Annotated in this window: 26 protein-coding genes; all 26 read left to right on the forward strand. The window is 43.6% G+C overall.

What is annotated here, in order from left to right:
• The first annotated feature begins 1 nt into the window (after position 1).
• A complete protein-coding gene (locus V1225_RS05870; protein WP_338547813.1) occupies positions 2-193 on the forward strand; it encodes a hypothetical protein in 192 nt (63 codons plus the stop codon).
• The gene (locus tag V1225_RS05875; RefSeq protein WP_338547815.1) at positions 190-633 is read left to right on the forward strand and encodes a single-stranded DNA-binding protein; all 444 of its coding nucleotides are present in this window, start codon (positions 190-192) and stop codon (positions 631-633) included. Before V1225_RS05870 ends, V1225_RS05875 begins: the two co-directional genes overlap by 4 nt.
• Positions 634-647: 14 nt before the next feature.
• Complete coding sequence (locus V1225_RS05880; protein ID WP_338547817.1) at positions 648-914, forward strand: hypothetical protein; 267 nt, start codon at positions 648-650, stop codon at positions 912-914.
• 11 nt (positions 915-925) lie between these two features.
• A complete protein-coding gene (locus tag V1225_RS05885; RefSeq protein WP_338547819.1) occupies positions 926-1,147 on the forward strand; it encodes a hypothetical protein in 222 nt (73 codons plus the stop codon).
• Between the two features lie 160 nt (positions 1,148-1,307).
• Positions 1,308-2,078 carry a hypothetical protein gene (locus V1225_RS05890; protein WP_338547821.1) on the forward strand — a complete coding sequence of 257 codons (771 nt, stop codon included), beginning with the start codon at positions 1,308-1,310 and terminating at the stop codon, positions 2,076-2,078.
• Between the two features lie 84 nt (positions 2,079-2,162).
• On the forward strand, positions 2,163-2,609 hold the full coding sequence (locus tag V1225_RS05895; protein ID WP_338547822.1) for a DUF1492 domain-containing protein: 447 nt from the start codon (positions 2,163-2,165) through the stop codon (positions 2,607-2,609).
• Positions 2,610-2,807: 198 nt separating this feature from the next.
• The gene (locus tag V1225_RS05900) at positions 2,808-3,626 is read left to right on the forward strand and encodes a DUF4062 domain-containing protein (RefSeq protein WP_338547824.1); all 819 of its coding nucleotides are present in this window, start codon (positions 2,808-2,810) and stop codon (positions 3,624-3,626) included.
• A 78-nt stretch (positions 3,627-3,704) separates the two neighbouring features.
• Positions 3,705-4,190: a terminase small subunit gene (locus V1225_RS05905; RefSeq protein WP_338547826.1), complete on the forward strand. Its 486-nt coding sequence runs from the start codon at positions 3,705-3,707 to the stop codon at positions 4,188-4,190.
• Complete coding sequence (locus tag V1225_RS05910) at positions 4,180-5,418, forward strand: PBSX family phage terminase large subunit (RefSeq protein WP_338547828.1); 1,239 nt, start codon at positions 4,180-4,182, stop codon at positions 5,416-5,418. Before V1225_RS05905 ends, V1225_RS05910 begins: the two co-directional genes overlap by 11 nt.
• 13 nt (positions 5,419-5,431) lie before the next feature.
• Complete coding sequence (locus V1225_RS05915) at positions 5,432-6,886, forward strand: phage portal protein (RefSeq protein WP_338547830.1); 1,455 nt, start codon at positions 5,432-5,434, stop codon at positions 6,884-6,886.
• The gene (locus V1225_RS05920; RefSeq protein ID WP_338547833.1) at positions 6,876-8,501 is read left to right on the forward strand and encodes a minor capsid protein; all 1,626 of its coding nucleotides are present in this window, start codon (positions 6,876-6,878) and stop codon (positions 8,499-8,501) included. The genes V1225_RS05915 and V1225_RS05920 overlap by 11 nt, the downstream gene beginning before the upstream one ends.
• Positions 8,498-8,722: a hypothetical protein gene (locus tag V1225_RS05925; protein ID WP_338547835.1), complete on the forward strand. Its 225-nt coding sequence runs from the start codon at positions 8,498-8,500 to the stop codon at positions 8,720-8,722. Before V1225_RS05920 ends, V1225_RS05925 begins: the two co-directional genes overlap by 4 nt.
• Entirely contained in the window at positions 8,709-9,053 is a 345-nt protein-coding gene (locus V1225_RS05930) for a YjcQ family protein (RefSeq protein WP_251616216.1), read from the forward strand. Before V1225_RS05925 ends, V1225_RS05930 begins: the two co-directional genes overlap by 14 nt.
• A gap of 152 nt (positions 9,054-9,205) precedes the next feature.
• Positions 9,206-9,808, forward strand: a complete 603-nt coding sequence (locus tag V1225_RS05935; protein WP_338547837.1) for a phage scaffolding protein — start codon at positions 9,206-9,208, stop codon at positions 9,806-9,808.
• Between the two features lie 17 nt (positions 9,809-9,825).
• Complete coding sequence (locus V1225_RS05940) at positions 9,826-10,704, forward strand: N4-gp56 family major capsid protein (protein ID WP_338547839.1); 879 nt, start codon at positions 9,826-9,828, stop codon at positions 10,702-10,704.
• A 10-nt stretch (positions 10,705-10,714) separates the two neighbouring features.
• Positions 10,715-11,146, forward strand: coding sequence for a hypothetical protein (locus V1225_RS05945; RefSeq protein ID WP_338547841.1), 432 nt, complete (start codon positions 10,715-10,717; stop codon positions 11,144-11,146).
• Entirely contained in the window at positions 11,103-11,498 is a 396-nt protein-coding gene (locus tag V1225_RS05950; RefSeq protein WP_338547843.1) for a hypothetical protein, read from the forward strand. The genes V1225_RS05945 and V1225_RS05950 overlap by 44 nt, the downstream gene beginning before the upstream one ends.
• The gene (locus V1225_RS05955; protein WP_338547845.1) at positions 11,474-11,848 is read left to right on the forward strand and encodes a hypothetical protein; all 375 of its coding nucleotides are present in this window, start codon (positions 11,474-11,476) and stop codon (positions 11,846-11,848) included. Before V1225_RS05950 ends, V1225_RS05955 begins: the two co-directional genes overlap by 25 nt.
• The gene (locus V1225_RS05960) at positions 11,848-12,282 is read left to right on the forward strand and encodes an HK97 gp10 family phage protein (protein WP_338547847.1); all 435 of its coding nucleotides are present in this window, start codon (positions 11,848-11,850) and stop codon (positions 12,280-12,282) included. The genes V1225_RS05955 and V1225_RS05960 overlap by 1 nt, the downstream gene beginning before the upstream one ends.
• Positions 12,279-12,704, forward strand: coding sequence for a DUF6838 family protein (locus tag V1225_RS05965; protein WP_338547849.1), 426 nt, complete (start codon positions 12,279-12,281; stop codon positions 12,702-12,704). The genes V1225_RS05960 and V1225_RS05965 overlap by 4 nt, the downstream gene beginning before the upstream one ends.
• A 4-nt stretch (positions 12,705-12,708) precedes the next feature.
• Complete coding sequence (locus tag V1225_RS05970) at positions 12,709-12,891, forward strand: hypothetical protein (protein ID WP_338547851.1); 183 nt, start codon at positions 12,709-12,711, stop codon at positions 12,889-12,891.
• Positions 12,892-14,199, forward strand: a complete 1,308-nt coding sequence (locus V1225_RS05975) for a phage tail sheath family protein (protein WP_338547853.1) — start codon at positions 12,892-12,894, stop codon at positions 14,197-14,199. It abuts the gene before it with no gap.
• 14 nt (positions 14,200-14,213) lie between these two features.
• Complete coding sequence (locus tag V1225_RS05980; protein ID WP_338547855.1) at positions 14,214-14,690, forward strand: phage tail tube protein; 477 nt, start codon at positions 14,214-14,216, stop codon at positions 14,688-14,690.
• 15 nt (positions 14,691-14,705) lie between these two features.
• A complete protein-coding gene (locus tag V1225_RS05985) occupies positions 14,706-15,137 on the forward strand; it encodes a phage portal protein (RefSeq protein ID WP_338547857.1) in 432 nt (143 codons plus the stop codon).
• Positions 15,138-15,367: 230 nt separating this feature from the next.
• The gene (locus V1225_RS05990; RefSeq protein WP_338547859.1) at positions 15,368-17,269 is read left to right on the forward strand and encodes a hypothetical protein; all 1,902 of its coding nucleotides are present in this window, start codon (positions 15,368-15,370) and stop codon (positions 17,267-17,269) included.
• Complete coding sequence (locus tag V1225_RS05995) at positions 17,270-17,983, forward strand: LysM peptidoglycan-binding domain-containing protein (RefSeq protein ID WP_251616233.1); 714 nt, start codon at positions 17,270-17,272, stop codon at positions 17,981-17,983. It abuts the gene before it with no gap.

Genomic DNA, 17,983 nt, shown 5'->3' on the forward strand with positions numbered 1-17,983 from the left:
AATGAATAACATTTTGATGCTGCCGTTGAAAGAAAACGTACCGTCACCAAGGCATAATGACTGGAAACCGGCGGTGTGCCCTATATGCGGCGCGCCTTGCTGGGAATCAGGACAAGCTCGAATCTTAATGCGAAAAATGCCGGGCATATTAAAGGCTTGCACAAACTGCGCACTGAAAGGAGACGGCAGATGAATAGTGTAGTTCTAATCGGAAGACTTACCCGTGACCCGGAAGTCAGATATACCGCAAGCACACAGATGGCAGTTGCAACATTCAATGTTGCCATTGACAGACCTGTAAGAGCCGGCGGAGAGAAACAGACAGATTTTCCACGTGTAACCGTTTTCGGCAAGCAGGCAGAGAACTGTGAAAAGTATCTGGCAAAGGGCAGATTAGTCGGCGTTCAGGGTAGAATCCAGACCGGAAGCTATCAGAACAAAGACGGCGTCACTGTTTACACAACAGATGTTGTAGCAGACAGAGTAGAATTTTTAGAGTGGGGCGACAGACCGCGGAGAAATGTGCAGAGCCAAGAGCCTCAGGGTGAAAAGACAAGACAAACCAGTATGGCAGAGATACGGCCGGAAATACCGAGTGGATTTGAGCCGATAGAAGATGATGTACCGTTTTAACGAAGGAGGACCATATGAACAGCCAAGAAAAAATCATGATCTGCGCAGCGCAGCTATATGACCAAGCAGAACGCCTTAAATATAGCACCAGCCAAGTGCATGAGGAACTGCAGAAGCTGACCTTAAGCGCGGCACGCGGAAGCATAAGCCCGCACCAGATTAAAGCGGCGGAAGAAAGCATGGCGAAAGTAATGCACCTATTGCATAACGTTGAGACCATTTTGTCCCGCTTAAAAGAAGAAGCTAAAACGGAACTAAATATCCAAATATATATGAAGTAAGGAGAAATCAGATGGAAAAGAAAATCAATGTAAAAATCATTGAAGACTACGGCGTAGTCGGAGAAGACCAGAAAGGCAATGTAAAGCATTTCATCAAAGCAGAATGGTTCGGCAAAGCGCCGGTCTACGAAGTGAGAACCTTTGCCCCGGACGGAACACCCAAGAGAAGAGCCGGTCTGACTAGGGAAGAAGTTGAAAAGTTAAAAGTCATTCTAAACGAAGAATTGATTTAAACCTACATTATATATAAGAAGAAACAAGCCTGGGACAAGCCCTAAAAGCAGTCCCAGGCATACCTATAGGTCAATAATGGAAAGAAGATGAGCTCGTGTGTAGAGCATATCGACCTTGTAATGGATAGTAACAACTGAGGCGTTAAATAAGGAGAAGAAAATGATCAGACAGAAAGTGTATGAAACTGGAAGTTTTTGTGAGATAGAAATTTTTAGAGTTTCAGATAGATGCAAAAAGTTCAAACGGAAAACCAAGATTCAGGAGAGCACACCTGCGCAGAAAAAATTAAATGATAAAAAATCCCAAAGGAACTTTGTCAGAAAGGTACACCTAAATTTTACGCAAGAAGATTTATATATAGATTTGACCTACGACAAGGAAAATATACCGACAACCAGAGAAGAGGTCATGAAAGATATCAAGAATTATGTGAGCAGACTAAAACGGGCGAGGAAGAGATTAGGCATTACCGAGCCTTTGAAATACATTTACGTCATATCCAACATGGACAATAACGGAAACAAGGTTAGATACCATGTACATATGATTATCAATAGCATGGACCGCGATGTCGCAGAGAAGGCATGGGGAAAAGGGAGGGCGAATACCGACCGCCTTCAATACAACGAATACGGTGTAGAGGGAAAAAGCCTTTATATGGCAAGACAGGCTGGCGGCGAAAGAGCCTGGGGCGGATCCACGAATCTGAAAAAAGTTGAAGCTGTCGTTAAAGATAACCGGCGCGAACTGACGAAGAAAAAGTTAGAGGATATGGAACGCTGCCCGGAGGATAGAATGATTTTCGAGAAACTATATCCGGGTTGGTTTTTTACAGAGTGCATCATCGAAAGAGAAAATAAAGAGGGAGCAGGACAGCTGCGGTTTCTCATCAAGATGCGAAAATACAAGGATAGTTTTAAAACCTCGTAATTGGAGTGCCTTGGTGAAGAGGAGAGAGTGAAAAGTATTCCTCGGCGGATTATCCGCTGAAATGGTAAACTTATAGGAGGTAGTATGGAGGCGAAACAGTTTTTAAAACAGTATCAGGAAACGTTGGTAGATATCAGAAATTTTGAATCGCAAAAGCAGGAACTTGAGAATTTGGCCATGGGCATTACTGTCAGCACAGATGGGGAGCGTGTGCAATCTTCAGGACGAAAAGACCGCATGGCGGAGCTGGCCGTAAAGATTGCCGATGCGGAACGAGAAATTATGGAGCAGCGCACGCAGGCGTTTCATAAGCTGTGGGAGATTGAAGAAGTAATCAAGGGCGTAAAGACTTCTGACTACCGAAAGATTTTACATATGCGGTATATAGAGAATCAGACCTGGGAAAAAATTGCGGTGGCGCTGAATTATTCGTATCAGTGGGCTTGCAAGCTTCATGGGAGAGCACTTTTAGAGGTCGAAAAAATTTTAAGAGTTGATAGAAGTTTATATTCCAAAAGTGATATAGTATAAACTGCAAAGAGACAATGAGATTTCAAAAAAAGATTGGAGGCAACTCCTTATTTCACAATGTCTGGTATAGCCTCTTTGCTATGGGTCTCCTTATTTTTTACATTTGCTGACACGAGAGCGCTGCTTATGGCGGCACTTTTGTTGTTGGCAAAATATGTCGAAGGATGTATAATCAAAAGAAAAAGGAGAAGTTGGCATATGTCAAATAATGAAACTAATATAGATGGCAAAATGATGGAAAAGCGGTATCAAGTATTTATTAGTTCAACCTATAGTGATTTACAGGTTGAACGAAGATGTGTAATGGATGCAGTTTTAACAAAAAAATGTTTCCCTTCTGGAATGGAAATGTTTCCAGCCGTAGATATGAAGCAATTCAACTATATAAAAAGTGTGATTGATGAGAGTGATTATTATGTCCTCATTCTCGCAGGACGGTATGGATCAGTTGATGATGATGGGATTAGCTATACAGAAAAAGAATATGATTATGCTGTATCAAAGAAAATTCCTATTATTGTTTTGCTGCATCAGAATCCCTCCAGCCTTTCACAAGAAAAAATGGAAACAGATATAGAAAAAAAGAAGAAGCTAGAGAACTTTTATACAAAAGCAAAAGATGGAAGACTGGTTGCATTTTGGAGTAATCCAGATGAATTAAAGTTTAAACTCTCTCAAAGTTTAGATGCTGCAATCAAGGAATGCCCAAGAGAAGGTTGGGTAAGAGGTATTGCCGAGCAAAGAACTCAAATTACTGAGAAGGATTTTCAAGTATGTTATGATAAGAAGCGTGCTGCAGTATACAAGTGTTACGAAGATGGACGCAGGGAAGGCCCCTATTGTGTTCGTTGTTGGGAAGTTGATGAAAAACTATTTACGGTAAATGAAATTATAGTCGGGGCAAAAAGAAGCTATCGTTGCTTAAAGTGTAATACGAAAGTGGATGTAGAAATAATGAATAGATTTAAGAATACATCAAGAGTGATTAAATCGAAATATAATTGGCTTGACGAATAATTTGTTATAGACTATGCGAATATACTCCGGTGTCCTTCGGGCCCGGGGTCTTTTTATACCATGAAAGGAGGCAGACTGATGGGGCTTACGAAAAAACAGAAACTCTTTGTAGAAGAGTACTTGATAGATTTAAATGCTACACAAGCAGCAATCCGAGCAGGATATTCACCGACCAGCGCAAAAGAAATTGGATCAGAAAACTTAACAAAACCTGACATTGCCTCGCGTATAAATAAAGCTATGGCAGAAAGATCAAGAAGAACGGGAGTAAATGCAGATCGGGTCATCAGAGAACTGGCCAAGATAGCTTTTATAAATCCGACCGACTTGATTGATCCAGAGACAGCGACCGTAAAGCCGATGGCTGCAGCGGAAGATACCGCAGCGATACAGTCCATAAAAGTGAAACGATTCGATGATGGCGTAGAACGGGAGGTCAAGATCGCAGATAAGCTGAAAGCCCTGGAACTTTTAGGAAGACACATGGGAATGTTTAAAGATAAGATTGATTTGTCAGGTGCAATCCCGATTATTATAAAGGACGACGTACCAGATGATGCGTAAAGATGTCAGTATGCTGGACCTAATCGGCGCCGGATATGGCGACTTTTGGAATACGAAAAAGAGGTATCGCATTTGCAAAGGGTCCCGAGGTTCCAAAAAATCAAAGACGACAGCACTATGGATGATTAAATCCATCATGCAGTATCCGCAGGCGAATGCTTTATGCGTGAGACGATACCAAACGACGCTGCGTGACAGCGTATTCAGTGATTTAAAATGGGCTATCAACAAATTAGGAGTTGATAGTTTTTTTGATTGCACTGTTTCACCGATGGAGATTAAGTATATCCCTACAGGACAAAAGATACTGTTTCGTGGTTTAGACGACGGCATGAAGATTACGTCTATATCGGTACCAACGGGAGTTCTTTGCTGGGTATGGATTGAAGAGGCATACGAGCTGACCAACGAAGATGATTTCAATAAGCTGGATATGTCTATCCGTGGCGAATTGCCAGAAGGATATTTCAAGCAGATTACAATGACCTTCAATCCCTGGTCTGCGACTTCGTGGCTGAAGAAACGCTTCTTCGATGAACCGGATCAGAACACTTTCACAAAGACGACAACGTGGGAATGTAACGAGTGGCTTGATGAGGCTGATAGGGATATATTTCGCAGCATGAAAGAAAAGAATCCTCGGCGTTACCGAATTGAAGGTGCAGGGGATTGGGGTATTGCAGAAGGTCTTATTTATGACAGATTCCGGATTGAGGATTTTGACTTAGAAGAGATAAAGAAAGTTCCGGGGATTAAAGCGGCTTTTAATTTGGACTTTGGATTTACTGACCCGAACGCCTTTGTCTGTGAATTGGTAGACAACACGGCGATGAGGATTTATATTTTCGACGAATGGTATCAGACCGGTGTGACAAACAGAGTGATTGCACAGCAGATTAAAGATATGGGATACGGCGGGCAGCGGATTATCTGCGACAGCGCAGAGCCGAAGTCCATTGCAGAGCTCAATGAAGAGGGAATCCATGCGATTCCTTCTAGGAAAGGGAAAGACAGCGTGAATCATGGAATACAGCTGATTCAAAACTATGAGATAGTGATACATCCAAGATGTGCGAGGTTTTACAGTGAAATTCAAAACTATTGCTGGGAAAAGGATAAGAACGGAAAACTGACCAACAAACCGGATCATGAATTTTCACACGGAATGGATAGTATGCGATACGGCATCAGTGATTTACTGCTGCCGAATACATTCAGCTTCGATTAAGTGAGGTGTTATTTTGATATTCAGAGATATTATAAACAGGATTGTGACAGAGGGAGCCGGGAGCAATGTAACAACCTCGGCTTTTTTAGCCCACGAAATCAGGATTTTCCGTCAGAGTAAAAAATTTAAAATGATGTTAGATGGCGTGAACTATTATGAGGGCCTGCACGATATCCTGAACAAGAAGAGGACTGCAGTAGGAGTAGGTGGTAAGCTGGAGATTATTGAGAACTTACCGAATGCAAAGCAGATAGACAATCAGTACAAAAAGATGGTAAAACAGAAGACCAACTATCTTGTTGGAAAGCCATTTTCTGTGCAGTGCGAAAATGATAGTTATGTAGACTTGTTAATGCAGTTCTTCAATAAGCAGTTTTTTAAGCAGTTAAAGAGTGTGACGAAAGATGCATTAAACTGTGGCATAGGGTGGATTTACCTGCACTATACAGAATCCGGAGAATTGTGTTTGAAGAGGTTTAGACCTTTTGAGATTATTCCAGGGTGGTCCGATGTTGATCATACGCAGCTTGAGTACGTCATCAGAGTTTATGAAGTAAACGCCTTTGACGGTCGGAAAGAAGAGAAGATAACGAAAGTGGAGTATTATACGAGAAATGGTATTGACTATTTTGAGTATCACAGCGGACAAATGGTATCCTGCGCCCCGTATCACGAGAATTACTTTGCAATCGAGGATGAGACTTACAACTGGGAAAAAATACCGTTTATTCCTTTCCGGTATAATGACGAGGAACTGCCGCTGATTGCAAACTGCAAATCTTTGCAGGACGGATTAAATACGATTTTGTCAAACTTCCAGGATAATATGCAGGAGGATATGCGGAACACGATCCTTGTGCTGGTCAATTATGACGGCGAAAACCTGGGAGAGTTTCGCCAGAATTTGGCAACCTATGGCGCTGTTAAAGTCAGAACCGTGGAAGGAAAAGAAGGCGATGTTAGAACATTGCAGATAGAGGTCAACGCAGAGAACTACAAGGCGATAATTGAGATTTTCAAGAAAGCGATTATAGAAAACTGCATGGGCTTCGATGCGAAGGACGAGCGAATGTCCGGCACTCCGAACCAGATGAATATACAGAGTATGTATAACGACATCGATTTGGATGCAGCGGACGTGGAAACAGAGTTTCAGGCAGCAATGGAAGAACTACTTTATTTTATAAATCTCCATTTGGCAAATACCGGACAAGGAGACTTCGAGGGTGAAAATGTAGAAATCGTATTCAATACAGATATGCCGATGGATGAGTCTACGACGATTCAAAACATTAGCGGCAGCGAGGGTATTTTGTCGAAAGAAACCTTGGTTGCAAATCACCCGTGGGTATCAGATCCGCAGAAAGAGCTTGAACTGCTGGAAAAAGAGCAGCAAAAGCAGATGGAGCAATATGCAGGCGCTTTTGGCAGCATAAATGAACCTGGTGGTGATGGTGGTGAAGAATAGTGCTTACTGGCAGAAACGATTCGAAATCCTTGAAGAGGCACTCGGAGAATACGGTGAAGAAACCTATAGAGGTGTGCAACCGTATTTTGACAAAGCCCTCAGGGAAATCAACGCTGATATTGAAACATGGATTTATCGCATAGCCAAGAACAACGAAATTAGCATGAAAAATGCTAGAAAGCTGCTTGACGCTGGACAACTGGAGGAATTCAAGTGGACTGTTGAGGAATACATAAAGTATGGCAAAGAAAACGCTATCAATCAGCAATGGGTAAAGCAGCTTGAGAATGCTTCTGCAAAGTTTCACATAAGCAGATTAGAGGCGCTAAAGATAAAGGTGCAGCAGTCTGCGGAGAAAGCTTTTGGAAATTACCTTGACGATGTGGACGATATGGCAAGGAAGGTCTATGAAGAGGGATATTATCGGTCTGCCTTTGAGCTACAGCGAGGTTTTGGCGTAGGGTGGAGTATCTCGTCAATCGACGAGAAAAAACTGTCAAAACTGATTTCTAAGCCTTGGGCGGCAGACGGAAGGAATTTCTCGGACCGGATTTGGCAGGCGAAGAATCAGATGGTAGTAGATTTGCACAGCGAACTGACCCGGGCATGCATCTTGGGCAAAGGTCCTGATGAGGCTATCAAGAATTTAAGTAAATACGTGGATAAGCGCTTCAAGAATGCAAAAGTGCAAGCTGGCCGGCTCGTAATGACAGAGCAGGCCTTTTTTAGTGCTGCAGCGCAGAAAGACGCATTTAACGAGCTGGGTGTGGAAGAGTATGAGATTGTAGCGACGCTGGATTCTCATACATCGGAGATTTGTCAACAGCTTAACGGCAAACACTTCCCGATGAGTCAGTATGAACCCGGAGTTACAGCGCAGCCCTTTCATGTTTCGTGCAGGTCAACCACTTGCCCGTATTTTGACGATGAGTTTACCGTAGGCGAGATGAGAGCAGCGAGGGGCGAAGATGGAAAGACTTATCAGGTACCGGCGGATATGACGTATCCGGAGTGGAGAGAATCGCTTGTGAACATAAATACCCCAGTGGACTTTAAAACAAGCCTGCTATCAGGTGAAGCAGACTATACGCTTGATGAGGCAAAAGAGCTTGCGAAGTCAGCAAATGATCTGATAGATAAGTATGTCGGAAGGGGAAGTAAGTGGAGCGGAAATATAGTAAGATGTGATGATGAATTCGCTGCTCGAAAATTATGGAACTGCGACATTGAACTTTCTCGAAAATCAAGTCCACATGTTATACTTCATGAATTGTTACATGCGCGCTCTATCAGCTATTATGATTCACTGGTCTACAGAAAGAATAGGGTAATAGAAGAGGCAACAGTAGAGTTGATGGCACAGGTTATTAGCAAGGAAAACGGAATACAAATTAAGAGCTCCGCCTATCAAGAGTGGATAGATGGTCTGCAGGAAATCCGACATATCTTCAATATGGGAGAAAAAGACTTTGCGAAAATGCTTTTTGAAACGCCTGTTTATGATCGATTGGTCTTGTTAGAAGATATGGCATTTGATATAATAGGAGTATCTGGTGATATTCAAACATATCAACATTTTTCGGAAATTTTAAGTATATTGGAGACGAAAGCATGACGACTGTTGAAAATTTAATAAATAGAATTGAAGAGACATTTACGAAAGAAAATGTTTCATGCCAGGAGTGGCAATTACTCTTTGAAGAAATGCGCAGTGTAAATCGAGATGCAGCACAAAAGGGAGAGGAAGCGCCATTTCCAGCATTAGGTTATCTTGAAATGGTTGGCATGATGGCTGACCCTACGGGATATGAGGGGGAAAATAATGGCAAAAGATGATTATTTCGTTATATCTTACAGAATTTTGATTTACCTGTACGGCTGCTTAAAAGAGGGGCAGCTGGCAAGTTTAGAATATCTGTGCTATGATACAGATGACTTTCCTGTGAAGAAGGACTACTGGCAATATATTTTGAGACATCTCTATGAAGAGGGATTTATCGAAGGCGTTGTACTGATACCGATTTTAGGTCAAAACATAAAAGGGATAAAACTGACAGAGCAGCTTGCCATTACCCCGAAAGGAATTGCGTATTTACAGGAGAACAGCACAATGCAGAAAGCAAAAGCATTTCTGAAGGATTTAAAAGAGATTATTCCAGGAATGTAACTCGAATATGTTATCTAAGGACTACCAAAGCGGTGGTCCTTTTATATTGTCGTCTTTTAGGCGGGAATTGAAATTATATTGCCCTGGATAAGGCGTAAAAGTGTCCAGCCGAGGGAAGTGAACCCGTAAAAAACGTAGGAGGAAAAAAAGAAATGAAGAGAAAGTATTTGGAAGATTTAGGCTTGGAGAAAGACGTGATTGACAAAATCATGGAAGAAAATGGAAAAGACATCGAGGCGGCAAAAGGAGAGCTGGAAAAGATTACGAAAGAGCGTGATGACTTAAAGAATACCGTTTCTGATCGTGATAAGCAGCTGAATGAGCTGAAAAAGTCCGTAGGAAGTGCTGAGGATCTAAAGAAAACCATTGAGCAGTTACAGAAGGATAATCAGGCAATCAAAGTAGATGCTGCGATTGAAAAAGCCTTAACGGGAGCGAAAGCGAAGAACCTAACTGCAGTTAAGGCGTTACTAAAGGACTTGGATAAAGCGGAGCTTCTTGATGACGGTACAATCAAAGGACTAGATGCTCAGATTAAGACTTTAAGAAGTGCTGATGACAGCAAATTCCTCTTTGAAGAGGAGAAGAAAAGCAAGCCCAACATTAGAGGGGCTATTCCGGGAGAACCGGGTGATGGTAAACCAACACCAATCACAAAGAAGGAGTTTGATAAGATGTCTTACAAAGAAAGACTGAATCTCTACAATACCGACAAAGAAACCTATGATGCTCTCGCAGGGACAGCGGGAGAATAAGAAAGAGAGGAAATATTATGGCTCAGACAAAATTGACGAACTTAATCAATCCAGAGGTTATGGCAGCGATGGTTTCTGCGAAGCTGCCGAAGAAAATCAAATTCTCACCGATTGCGGGAATTGATAACACACTGAAAGGTCAGCCGGGAAATACCATCACAGTACCGAAATATGCGTACATTGGTGATGCAGAGGACGTAGCGGAAGGCGTGGCAATGGGCACAACCGTGTTGACTACCAGCACTACACAGGCGACTGTAAAGAAAGCAGGAAAAGCAGTAGAACTTACGGACGAGGCAGTACTTTCCGGATATGGTGATCCGGTAGGAGAAGCAACCAGTCAGCTGACAAAAGCTATCGCAGCAAAGGTAGATAATGATTGCTACGATGCATTAGCAAGTGCAAGCCTGATTTATGACGGCTCAGCAGCAGCAATCAGCTATGATGGCGTTGTAAAGGCGGTTGACTTATTTGAAGATGAATCGGATACACCGACTAATAAAATTATTTTTGTAAATCCGAAACAGGTAACTACACTGAGACTTGATGATAACTTCAAGGACAGAAACAAATATCCGATGGATGTTATTATGACGGGAACAATCGGATCCATTGCAGGCTGTCAGGTTGTTCCATCTAAGAAAATTGTACTAGGTGAAGATGGCGTTTATAAAAACCCGATTGTAGTAGTAGACGCTAAAGACCCTAATGAAGACCCTACTGCAGATGGGGTTGCAGAAGAAGCTCCAGCATTAACAATTTACATGAAGAGGGATGTAATGATGGAAGATGACAGAGATATTCTCGCAAAGACCACTGTAATTTCTGCGGATGAACATTACACTGCGGTCTTATCCAATGATTCTAAGGTTGTTTTGGCGAAGTTTAAAGCGTAGGTGATGAAGAATGCTATTGAGAAGACATAAACAGGATCGTTTAACGAGAACTTCCGAGCTTGAAAAACCAATGGATTTGGATGTAACCCCTGACGAGGCTGCGGATGATAGTTCTCAAGAGGCTAACAATGCTCAGAATGTAGTTTCTCCAGAAGACGCACCGGTGCCGGAGGAAGATAAGTCTGATGATGGGGAGAATGCCTCTGTGTCGTCCGATTTTGATGCGGCAAAGGCACCTGAGAAACAGGCAGAGCCAGAAGACGCACCGGTGCCGGAGGAAGATAAGTCTGATGATGGGGAGAATGCCTCTGTGTCGTCCGATTTTGATGCGGCAAAGGCACCTGAGAAACAGGCAGAGCCAGAAGACGCACCGGTGCCGGAGGAAGATAAGAAAGCCGGTGATAAGAGTGGACCTACTGGAAAAGGTAAAGGAAAGGCTTAAGACTTTTGGATACGAAGTCACTGAAGAGGATTCTCTTGCTCTTGCATTTGGAATTGAAAAAGTGGCACAGACCATTAGAAATGAATGCAATCAGCCAGAAGTTCCGCAGGAACTTGAATATGTGCATATTGATTGGGTCTGCAGTGACTTTCTCGAAACAAAATATAGCTTTGGGCTGCTGAATTTGGAATCACTGGATCTCGGTGAAGCGCTGGCATCTGTCAGTGAAGGCGATGTCAGCATTTCATTTGATAACGCATTGTCAGACGATGCAAAGTTTCAAATACTGCTAAAACGACTCAGCGAGACAGGAAAGGATGAGCTGCTATGCTTCAGAAGATTGCGCTGGTAAAGAGAAGAAAAGCCATCGAGCTGCTCTACGAAGGCACCTGCACCATTACAATTTACGAGCCCTACATGAAACCAAACAAAGCAACGGGACATCGTGAGATTATCTTGCTGGAAGATGAGCCGTGCAGGCTTTCCTATAGTAGCGCACCGGCGGCAGAGAAGATGGAAACCGGCACCAGCAGACAGCAGGTTATCAAGCTGTTTTTGGCGCCGGAAATTGATGTCATGCCTGGCAGTAAGATTACAGTCACCCAAAACGGTTTGACGCAGGACTACTGTCGCAGCGGACAGCCGGCGGTGTATGCGACCCATCAGGAGGTTGCACTGGATTTGTGGGAGGGATGGACATAATGGGACGAAGCGGAGGATGTGATTTTTCGGAACTGCAAGCCTTTGCAGATAGCTTGCAGGCTATGACGGATAATATGTCCGAGATTATGGATATTTGCGCAAAGGAACTTGCCCAGCGCCTTATCAGGAAGGTCATAAAAAGAACGCCTGTGGGTGTGTATTCAAAAAAATCCGGAAAGAAGGGCGGCACTCTTAAAAAAGGCTGGTCTCAGGATGGAAAGTATAAAATCTATCATAGCCCTAGTGCTTGCCTGATAGAGATTAAGAATCCTGTCGAGTATGCCAGCTATGTGGAATATGGGCACAGAACCGTAAACGGTGGCTGGGTACCGGGGCATTTGATGATGACTATTTCTGTAGATGAGATTCAGCGTGACGGTCCTGCTATTCTTGAAAAGAAAATCAAGCAGCTGATGGAGGAGAGGCTAAAATGATAAAAAAGATTATAGATGGAATTTTAGCCACACTCAGCGAAGAATTTGGAGACGAATACACCCTTTATACAGAAAGCGTGATGCAGGGCATGAAAGAGCCTTGTTTTTTTGTGTTCTGTATAAGTCCGAACACGAGAGTGTTCCGAGGTAGGCGGTACTATCACGAAAATCAGTTTGCAATCCAGTATTTGACTGCGGCGGATGAGCCGCGCGCAGAATGTACAAATGTGGCGGAGCGTCTCTTCGCATGCTTGGAGATGATTACCGTTGACAGCGATTTAATGCGCGGAACAGAAATGAACGCTGATATTTCTGACGAGGTGCTGACCTTTACAGTAAACTATAACTTCTTCAGCTACAGGACAACTGACGAGCTGAAGATGGAAGAATTTGAGGGAACTGAAACAACCCTGAAAGGATAAGCGTATGACAACAAAGAAGAAAATGCCGGAGCCGCAGGAGACTTTTACAAAAGAAGCCCTGCTTGCTTCCGGCTATTTTGATAACAGGAAAGATGCCTTGGCTGCTTTAATTTGCGATGGGGAGAAAATCTCTGTCGACGAGGCACAGGCAAGGCTTGCAGAATTTTTAAAAAGGAAGGTGAAGTAAATGGCATTTGGCGGAGGAGTTTGGACAACGCAGGACAAGGTTTTGCCCGGCGCATATATCAACTTTATTTCAACCGGCAGCGCCGATGCAAGGTTGAGTGAAAGAGGCTATGCAAGTATGCCGCTGGAACTAGACTGGGGACCCGATGGAGAAATATTTGAAGTGACTGCGGAAGATTTTCAGAACAGATCTCTTTCCATCTTCGGTTATGATTACACCCACGAGAAGATGAAAGGTTTGCGTGATCTGTTCGCCTATGCAAAGGTTCTGTATGCTTACAGGCTCAACAGCGGCGAAAAGGCTACGTGTAAATTTGCGACCGCAAAGTGTAGCGGCGTGCGTGGAAATGACCTGAGAGTCATCATTGCAAACAGCGTTGATGAAACTGGTAAGTTTGATGTATCCGGATATTTAGGAACATCAAAGCTGAGTACGCAGACCGTTGCCACGGCAGCTGAACTGAAAGACGATGAATTTTTCACTTGGAAAAAGGACGCAACTTTGGAGGAAACTGCAGGCACATCTTTAACCGGAGGAACAAATGGTGAGGTAACGGGTGATTCCTACCAGACCTATTTGGATAAGGCTGAAAGCTACAGCTTTAATGTGATGGGAATTGTCACCGGTGATGAGAAAATGAAAGACCTCTGTGGTAACTACGTGAAGCGCATGCGCGATGAAATAGGCGTGAAGTTCCAGCTGGTTATGCATAATGCGCCGGCAGACTTTGAAGGCGTTATCAACGTAAAGAACGCGACAACGGATGCAGATTGGCCGGAAGAATCTGCAGTGTACTGGGCAACTGGGGCATCTGCAGGCTGTGCAGTCAATGCGTCTAATACCAACAAGAAGTATGATGGAGAATTTACCATCGCTTGCGATTATACACAGGCACAACTTGTGAAAGCAATCCGCAGTGGAGAATTTACGTTCCATCGCGTAGGCTCGGAGATTCGAGTATTGCAGGACATCAATTCTTATGTAACTTTTATTGATGAGAAAAACGAGCTGTTTGCAGACAATCAGACTATTAGAGTGATTGACCAGATTGCAAATGATATGGCTGTTACTTTCAACACAAGGTACCTGGGTACAGTAGCCAACGATGCAGCTGGCCGTATTTCCCTATGGAATGATGTATGTAAGCTGCATCAGGCACTGGAAGCAATCGGAGCAATAGAAGATTTTGACCCGGAAACAGTGACAGTGGAACAGGGGAACACAAAGAAATCCGTAGTTTGCACCGTAAGAAATCTGAACATCGTCAATGCGATGACACAGCTCTACATGAGCGTAATTGTTGCGTAAAGGAGGAATAGAACATGGATCAAGCAATTATGAATGCTCTCGACTCGGTTTCGGGCTCCCAGGCTTCGGCGTATATCATGATGGGAGGAAATAGGTACTGCTTCATGCAGATATATTCTTTTGAATCTAATATGGACATAAACGTGGCAACCGTTCCAATCCTTGGAAAAACTGGTAAAGGAAACAAACCTGCGGGCTGGACGGGAACCTGGAAGGGCACCGCACACTATAATCAGTCAATCATGAGGCAGGTACTTCTTGAGTACAAGAGAACCGGTCGCATGGAGCCGTTTGATATTCAGATATCCAACGAAGATTTAACATCTTCTGTTGGCAGACAGACAGTAATTTTAAAAGGCTGTCTTCTCAAAGGCGGCATTCTTGCGAAGTTTGATGCAAATGCCGACAATTTGGACGAAGATATCGAAGGTACTTTCGACGATTGGGAATTACCGGAAACGTTTAGCATGCTAAATGGAATGCAGCAGTAAAGGAGATTTAGATTTATGACAAAGACATTGACCGCATTTCTTTCACAGAATGCGAAGAAAGTTGATAACGTAACCTATGTAGCGTCAAACCGCTTTGTGGATCCGGAGACGAATAAAAGTGTACCTTGGGAAATTTGCTGCATCACAGCGGCAGAAAATGTTGCGCTTAGAAAATCCTGTATGCACATGATTCAGGTACCCGGAAAGAAAGGGCAGTTTACACAGGATTTTGATGCCAATGCGTACCTTGCAAAGGTAGCTGTACGATGCACTGTTTTCCCAAATTTAAACGATGCAGAGCTGCAGAAAAGCTATGGCGTGATGGGTGCAGAACAGCTTATTACAACTATGCTAACGCCTGCTGAATTTGAAGATTATTCAACCAAGGTCTTACAGGCAAACGGCTTTCAGTCCACTGATGAAATGATTGAAGAAGCAAAAAACTAATACACGGAGACGACCCAGAGTCAAGCTATGCTTACTACTGTCTCCATAAATTTCATTGGCCGCCCAATGTATTTCTTTCTATGACGCCTTATGAGCAGGCATATATCATGGCTGCGATTGATATTAAAGTTGATCAAGAAAAGAAAGAGGCGGCAAAGAGTAAAAAATAATGCAAGCGGTAAAGAGAAGGGTCCTCGTTACCGGCAGTGCATTAGAACGGAGGGCAAACGATGGCGAATATTAAGACACAGCTTACGCTTGTGGATAATATGTCAGGTCCCTTACGCGCCATGAATCGCGCAATGAGTATTGTTCTGGATAGCTGTGAGTCGATGAATACCGCAACGGGGAATGCAATCAACGTGGAGAGAATTAACGAAGCACGTAGTGTATTATTAAGAATGGGTGATTCCTTAGAGGAACTCGAATCTCGTACGGAAAAATCCTCTGATGCATTTAGCAGGATGGCGAAGGCAATAGGTCTTGCTGCGCTTGCGCGAAAGGCCTTCGAACAAATAAAAGTGGGCATTGATTATGCTTCGGATCTGGCAGAAGTTCAGAATGTCGTAGACGTTACTTTTGGTAATTCAGCGCAGTCCATAAACTCATGGTCAAGGGAATGTTTGGAAGCCTATGGCATGAATGAGGTGAGCGCAAAACGGTACGCAGGAACAATTGGTGCAATGCTTAAATCTTCGGGCATGGCGAGCGATGCGATTGTTGAGATGTCGCAGGATATGGTGGGACTTGCCGGAGATATGGCATCGTTCTACAATCTGGATCTGGAAACTGCTTTTGAAAAAATACGTTCTGGTGTTTCGGGCGAGACCGAACCGCTGAAGCAGCTTGGCATTAATATGTCAGTAGCCAATCTGGAAGCTTATGCACTTTCACAGGGTATTGAGAAATCCTACAATGAAATGTCTCAGGCGGAGCAGGTTATGCTGAGGTATAACTATCTGATGAGCACCACCGCTGATGCACAAGGAGACTTTGCAAGAACCTCTGATAGCTGGGCGAATCAAACAAGGTTGCTCTCTGAAAGCTGGCTGGAGTTTACCGGAGTTCTTGCGGAAAATCTGATTCCGATACTTACAAGTGTAGCGTCAGGACTCAATGATATTATTGCCTTTCTGACCGAGAATGCGGATACAATCAGTGCTGTAATCGTCGGTGTCGCAGCCGGCGTGGCGGTATTGGCGGGGGCCTGGGCGATTCACACCGCAGCAGTATGGCTGTCGGTTGCTGCAACACAGGCGTTAACCGCATCATTTCTGGCCAATCCGGTGATATGGCTGGCGCTAAGCATCGGCATTTTGGTTGGGCTGATGTACGATTGGATTCAGTCTGTTGGCGGATTAAAAAATGCGTGGGAAATTTGTAAGGCGTATCTACTTGTCGGAATGAATGCGGTGAAACTTGGTTTTTTCACAGGAGTCTATGCTGTGATGAATCTAATCGATGCGCTGAAAGGTGCATGGCATAGTGCGGGTACCGCTATCGCAAACTTCATGGGGGATATGAAAGTTGGGGTTCTATCAATACTGCAGGCGATGATAAACGGCGCTATTGATATCATCAATGACTTCATTAGCGTTCTTAACAAGATTCCAGGCGTCAACATTGAGGCGATAGAACATGTGACTTTTGCTACGACAGCTGCCGCAGAAAATGAGGCGGCTAAGCAGGCGCGAAAGGGAGAGCTTGATAACTATAAGAAACAGCTGGCAGCATCGAAGGCAGATCGAGATGCAAAACTTGAAGGATACAAGGCTGAATTTGATGAATCTGTTAAGGCTGCAAAAAATGCCTATCAGCAAGCGAAAAATGAAAAAGATGTATCCTCTGGAAATGACCAGGCATTATCGGATCAGGCACTGTCAGATTTGAGCTCGACATCCGATAACACGAAGAAGATTGCCGATGCTCTCGATATCACCAATGCAAACCTCAAATACATCCGTGATTTTGCCTCAGAGAAAGCAATTAACCGCTACACAGCAACAGAAATCAAAATCGACATGACAAACAACAACAATATCAATTCTGATGACGATATCGACGGCATCGTAGCTAAACTGAAGGGTAAGCTGGAGGAGGAAATGATTTCAACTGCAGAGGGGGTGCACTAAATGTATTATCTTTATCTCAATAAGATACTCATGCCGGTGACGCCGGAAAAGGTGCAGATAAAAGTAAAAGGCGGTAATCAGACCATCAGCCTAATCAACGAGGCTGAGGTCAATCAGATTAAGCCCAATAAGCTAACAGATATCAGCTTTGAGGTACTGCTGCCGAACCAAGCGTACCCCTTTGCGCTGTACAAGGACGGGACTTTTAGAGCTCCGTCCTATTTTCTAGAGCAATTCGAAAAGCTAAAGGCAAAGAAAAAACCATTCAAATTCAAATTGCTTAGGACGGATCCGCAAGGAAATAGTCTCTTTGATACGTCCCTAGATGTGACGCTTGAAAGCTACACTGTCACAGAGGACGCAAAGGAGGGCTTTGATGTGAAAGTCTCCATTGAGCTGAAGGAGTACCGGGAATACGGTGTGACGACAATCAAAGTGAAGAAAGATAAAAAATCGTCAAAATCAAAAGTGACAAAGAAAGAGTCAAAGAAAAGCAGCTCAAAGAAAAATAAGGGTAGCAGCTACACGGTGAAGTCCGGGGATACCCTTTGGGCGATTGCCAAGAAGTTTTTAGGCAGCGGCAGTAAGTGGAAGACCATTTACAACGCCAATAAATCTACCATTGAAAAGACAGCTAAGAAACACGGCTATGCTTCCAGCGCCACAGGGCACTGGATTTTTCCGGGAACAAAGCTGACCATACCAAAGGGGTGA

This window comes from Emergencia sp. JLR.KK010, from assembly GCF_037018265.1.
GTDB classification, from domain to species: Bacteria; Bacillota; Clostridia; order Peptostreptococcales; family Anaerovoracaceae; genus Senimuribacter; species Senimuribacter intestinalis.

What these genes read in the sequence shown, in the direction of transcription:
- V1225_RS05870 (WP_338547813.1), top strand. Translation starts at nt 2, where the DNA reads ATGAATAACATTTTGATGCTGCCGTTGAAAGAAAACGTACCGTCACCA.
- V1225_RS05875 (WP_338547815.1), top strand. Translation starts at nt 190, where the DNA reads ATGAATAGTGTAGTTCTAATCGGAAGACTTACCCGTGACCCGGAAGTC.
- V1225_RS05880 (WP_338547817.1), top strand. Translation starts at nt 648, where the DNA reads ATGAACAGCCAAGAAAAAATCATGATCTGCGCAGCGCAGCTATATGAC.
- V1225_RS05885 (WP_338547819.1), top strand. Translation starts at nt 926, where the DNA reads ATGGAAAAGAAAATCAATGTAAAAATCATTGAAGACTACGGCGTAGTC.
- V1225_RS05890 (WP_338547821.1), top strand. Translation starts at nt 1,308, where the DNA reads ATGATCAGACAGAAAGTGTATGAAACTGGAAGTTTTTGTGAGATAGAA.
- V1225_RS05895 (WP_338547822.1), top strand. Translation starts at nt 2,163, where the DNA reads ATGGAGGCGAAACAGTTTTTAAAACAGTATCAGGAAACGTTGGTAGAT.
- V1225_RS05900 (WP_338547824.1), top strand. Translation starts at nt 2,808, where the DNA reads ATGTCAAATAATGAAACTAATATAGATGGCAAAATGATGGAAAAGCGG.
- V1225_RS05905 (WP_338547826.1), top strand. Translation starts at nt 3,705, where the DNA reads ATGGGGCTTACGAAAAAACAGAAACTCTTTGTAGAAGAGTACTTGATA.
- V1225_RS05910 (WP_338547828.1), top strand. Translation starts at nt 4,180, where the DNA reads ATGATGCGTAAAGATGTCAGTATGCTGGACCTAATCGGCGCCGGATAT.
- V1225_RS05925 (WP_338547835.1), top strand. Translation starts at nt 8,498, where the DNA reads ATGACGACTGTTGAAAATTTAATAAATAGAATTGAAGAGACATTTACG.
- V1225_RS05930 (WP_251616216.1), top strand. Translation starts at nt 8,709, where the DNA reads ATGGCAAAAGATGATTATTTCGTTATATCTTACAGAATTTTGATTTAC.
- V1225_RS05935 (WP_338547837.1), top strand. Translation starts at nt 9,206, where the DNA reads ATGAAGAGAAAGTATTTGGAAGATTTAGGCTTGGAGAAAGACGTGATT.
- V1225_RS05940 (WP_338547839.1), top strand. Translation starts at nt 9,826, where the DNA reads ATGGCTCAGACAAAATTGACGAACTTAATCAATCCAGAGGTTATGGCA.
- V1225_RS05945 (WP_338547841.1), top strand. Translation starts at nt 10,715, where the DNA reads ATGCTATTGAGAAGACATAAACAGGATCGTTTAACGAGAACTTCCGAG.
- V1225_RS05955 (WP_338547845.1), top strand. Translation starts at nt 11,474, where the DNA reads ATGCTTCAGAAGATTGCGCTGGTAAAGAGAAGAAAAGCCATCGAGCTG.
- V1225_RS05960 (WP_338547847.1), top strand. Translation starts at nt 11,848, where the DNA reads ATGGGACGAAGCGGAGGATGTGATTTTTCGGAACTGCAAGCCTTTGCA.
- V1225_RS05965 (WP_338547849.1), top strand. Translation starts at nt 12,279, where the DNA reads ATGATAAAAAAGATTATAGATGGAATTTTAGCCACACTCAGCGAAGAA.
- V1225_RS05970 (WP_338547851.1), top strand. Translation starts at nt 12,709, where the DNA reads ATGACAACAAAGAAGAAAATGCCGGAGCCGCAGGAGACTTTTACAAAA.
- V1225_RS05975 (WP_338547853.1), top strand. Translation starts at nt 12,892, where the DNA reads ATGGCATTTGGCGGAGGAGTTTGGACAACGCAGGACAAGGTTTTGCCC.
- V1225_RS05980 (WP_338547855.1), top strand. Translation starts at nt 14,214, where the DNA reads ATGGATCAAGCAATTATGAATGCTCTCGACTCGGTTTCGGGCTCCCAG.
- V1225_RS05985 (WP_338547857.1), top strand. Translation starts at nt 14,706, where the DNA reads ATGACAAAGACATTGACCGCATTTCTTTCACAGAATGCGAAGAAAGTT.
- V1225_RS05990 (WP_338547859.1), top strand. Translation starts at nt 15,368, where the DNA reads ATGGCGAATATTAAGACACAGCTTACGCTTGTGGATAATATGTCAGGT.
- V1225_RS05995 (WP_251616233.1), top strand. Translation starts at nt 17,270, where the DNA reads ATGTATTATCTTTATCTCAATAAGATACTCATGCCGGTGACGCCGGAA.